Source organism: Nonomuraea antri (genome assembly GCF_013283785.1).
Lineage (GTDB): Bacteria > Actinomycetota > Actinomycetes > Streptosporangiales > Streptosporangiaceae > Nonomuraea > Nonomuraea antri.
The window spans coordinates 1-2,885 of record NZ_JABCPZ010000461.1; the positions used below are offsets into that span (position 1 = coordinate 1).

5 protein-coding genes are annotated in these 2,885 nt (G+C 71.4%); all 5 read right to left on the reverse strand.

The genetic code is table 11. The features are described from left to right. Positions 1-30: 30 nt before the first annotated feature. The 5 genes from HII36_RS54375 to HII36_RS59080 all read right to left on the reverse strand — a co-directional run bounded on the left by HII36_RS54375 (position 31) and on the right by HII36_RS59080 (position 2,619). Positions 31-564 carry a hypothetical protein gene (locus HII36_RS54375; RefSeq protein ID WP_173531241.1) on the reverse strand — a complete coding sequence of 178 codons (534 nt, stop codon included), beginning with the start codon at positions 562-564 and terminating at the stop codon, positions 31-33. Next, the gene (locus HII36_RS54380) at positions 561-1,241 is read right to left on the reverse strand and encodes a helix-turn-helix domain-containing protein (protein WP_173531242.1); all 681 of its coding nucleotides are present in this window, start codon (positions 1,239-1,241) and stop codon (positions 561-563) included. The genes HII36_RS54375 and HII36_RS54380 overlap by 4 nt, the downstream gene beginning before the upstream one ends. 93 nt (positions 1,242-1,334) lie before the next feature. Next, positions 1,335-1,844 (reverse strand): hypothetical protein, encoded by a 510-nt coding sequence (locus tag HII36_RS54385; protein WP_173531243.1) that lies wholly within the window; start codon positions 1,842-1,844, stop codon positions 1,335-1,337. Beyond that, positions 1,841-2,359 (reverse strand): RusA family crossover junction endodeoxyribonuclease, encoded by a 519-nt coding sequence (locus HII36_RS58470; protein WP_217371126.1) that lies wholly within the window; start codon positions 2,357-2,359, stop codon positions 1,841-1,843. Before HII36_RS58470 ends, HII36_RS54385 begins: the two co-directional genes overlap by 4 nt. Before the next feature lie 38 nt (positions 2,360-2,397). Next, positions 2,398-2,619 (reverse strand): hypothetical protein, encoded by a 222-nt coding sequence (locus tag HII36_RS59080; RefSeq protein ID WP_173531244.1) that lies wholly within the window; start codon positions 2,617-2,619, stop codon positions 2,398-2,400. Positions 2,620-2,885 lie beyond the last annotated feature (266 nt).

The following is a 2,885-nucleotide window of genomic DNA, read 5'->3' on the forward strand; positions in this document are numbered from 1 at the left end:
CCGTGGCGCCGATGGAGTAGTTGCAGGGGTTCACCGCGAGTTGCCGCCGTCGAGCGTCAGCGCGGCGCGGAACGCGGCCTTGATCTGGGCGAGCTCGTTGAGCTGCGGGCCGACGTGGTCGAGGCGGGTTCGGAGCGAGCGGTTCTCGGCTTCGAGGTCGTCGGCGCGGGCCTCGGCGTTGATGAGGTCGGCCTCCAGCCCGGTGATGCGCTTTTGGGCCTTGTTGGCGCGTTCGGTCTCTTCCTGGGCGAGGGTTTCCCAGGCGTCGCGGTCGGTTTCGGCGGCGGTGATGCGGGCCTGGACGTGGGCGAGGAACTTGAGCGGGTCGGAGATGTCCACCTGCTCGACGGCGGGCGGCGCGGTCTCCAGGAGGGCGGGGACGATCTTGGGCATGCTCTCCTCTTCCAGAGCTGCGATGACGGCGGTCTCGTGGCGGTGCAGGGTGGCGGTGATGCCCTCGGCTCCCTGCGGCGCGGTGACCTGGAGGAGCCCGCCCGAGACGGTGAGAGTGAGGCCCTGCCCGCGGGCGTAGGCGATGAGGTCGGGGATCGTGGGCGCGTTCACGCCTGGCTCCCAGGACCGTTCCCGAGGTAGCGGTAACGGCGGGCCGGGGCGTTGTTGGGGGCAACTCCCCTGTCGCGGACACCGAGCACGAGTTCGGCCACGCCCTCGGCGATCAGGTCGCGCATGACGGCGTGCACCGAGGGGGTGTGGTCCTTCCCCAGGCTGAGCTTGCGCTGGAGGTCGTAGGCGCTGAACTCGACGCCGGGCCACTGCTGGAGATGGGCGAGGATGCGCGGGCGCAGTTCGGCGGTGCGCTGGCCGTACCAGGTGTCGATCCCGGCGGCTTTGCGGTACATGCGCTGGTAGCGCTGGATGGTGCCGATCTTCACTCCCATCCGTTCGGCGATGGCCGCGTGCTCCAGGCCCTGAGCGCGGAGTTCGAGGTAGGTCTCGTAGCGGGCCTGCGCCTGTGCGAGCCACTTCTGCCGGGCGGCCTGCATGGTGCGGCTGCGGGCGGGCGGCTTGTAGCTGGGGTTCTCTTCGCGGAGGCGGACGTCCCAGCGCCTGGCCTGCTCGTAGGAGACGCCCATCTGTTCGGCGGCGGCGGCGAGGGTGGTGCCGTCCTGGCGGAGCTGGGCGAACTTTTCGCGGCGGTTCGCGGCCTGCTGGGCGTACTTGGCGCGGGACTTGGCGGCGCCGCACTGGCGGGCGGTCCTGGTGGTGGTCGGTGCTTCCATGCTGATTCTCCGAAACAAAACCTTGTTGGCAGTGACGACTAAGTTAGGGATGCACGGAAACCTTGTCAACTCAACCAACAAGGTTCCCGTGCATCACGCAGCCACAGCCGACCCGCGCTCCCGCTCCCGGCGCCGCGCCGACTTCTGCCGGCGATACTCACGCGCCCCCGCCACCGCCAACGGGCCACGACCGCCCTCGTCCCGATCCCGCTGGCACCTGCGCAGCTCGGCGTACGACATCGACTCCACCTCACGCGTGATCGCCGCGGCCAGCTCGTCGGGCGGCAGGTCGATGTGCTCGTCGTCCCACTCGGCCGGCCTCGGCCAGCCGAGCCGTGCAGCCCAGGCCCGAGCTCGGCGCGACCCGTACGTGTCCGACGGCATCTGGTCCCACAGGTCGGAGTACAGCCGCTTGATCGCCTCGGCCGTGCTTCGCTGGATGTACTGCTGCCAGGCGAGACGGCAGAACACGTTGGGGTGGCCGAGGCGGCGCTCCTGCTCGCGGATGGGCCAGCCGAGTGCGGCGAGAGCTTCCATGCGGCGGCGGAGCCCGTACGGGCGGATTCGCCGCGGGTGGTGGTCGGGGACGAGGGCGAGTTTCACGGGATCTCCTCGGTAGCGGCGGGGATCTCCCAGACGCGGATGACCGCGCCGGGCTCAGGCAGGGCATCGGGCTCGCGCGGGTCGAGGGCGTAGACCTTGGCCGCGCGGCGGTAGGCGACGACTCGGGCGTCATCGGCCCACGCCACGCCGGTCAGGGCGTCCTCCGTGGAGCGGAGCAACTTGGACAGGTCAGGCGTGGACGCGGGCAGCCACCAGGCGCGACGCGACCACGGGACACCGGCGGGCCACCAGGTCGGGCGACTGGTCGGCTTCGAGCGGAGGGTGAACACCATCTCGGCGACGATCTGGCCGTCCAGCGGCGCGGTACGGCCGGCGGCGGCCATGGCTTCGGCCGCGGCGTCGCTGACGGCCTTCCGCCAGGGCTTGAGCCGCTTCGACATCTCGACCATGACGCCGTTGCCGACGTGCTTCTTCGACCCCTGCGGGGCGGGCTGGCCGTGAACGACGAACTCCAGCCAGGGCCGGGGCCGGTAGGGCCGGGGCCGGTGAGGCACGGCAGCGCCGTACCTCACCGCGAGCCAGTCGGCCGCTTTCACGCGGTCTCGCCCATCGCCCAGCCGGCCTCGTCGCTGGCGGAGCCGGTGAGCGCGGTCAGGTCGAGCAGCTCGGTCGCGTCGGGGTCGTACGGGGCGGCGAGGTCGCGGACGTGCGCCTCGGCCTGCTGGTCCCAGCGGGTGCGGTAGCGGCGGGCGGCCAGCGCGAGCAGCGCGGCGGCGGCCACGCATGCGGCGCCGATGAGGGCGGTGTCGCTCACTGGCCCTCCCGCTTGGAGAGGGCGTGGCGGCGGATCGTGAGCGCGATGACGACGGCGATCACGGCGAGCACGAACGCGCCGGTCAGGATCATGTAGGCGGCGGTCATGAGCGGACCGTGTTCCGCTCGCACAGCCCGCCGGCGGGGGTGTTGTCGTCGGTGTGGTGGAAGCCGCGCTGCTCGTCCCACTCGATCCGCGTCATGCAGTTACCGCACGTCTCGGACGCGGGCGGCCGGACGGTGAATACGAACGGCGAGACTCTGATG

Excerpts from the sequence above, each read along its gene's own strand:
- HII36_RS54380 (WP_173531242.1), bottom strand. The coding sequence starts at position 1,241 with ATGGAAGCACCGACCACCACCAGGACCGCCCGCCAGTGCGGCGCCGCC.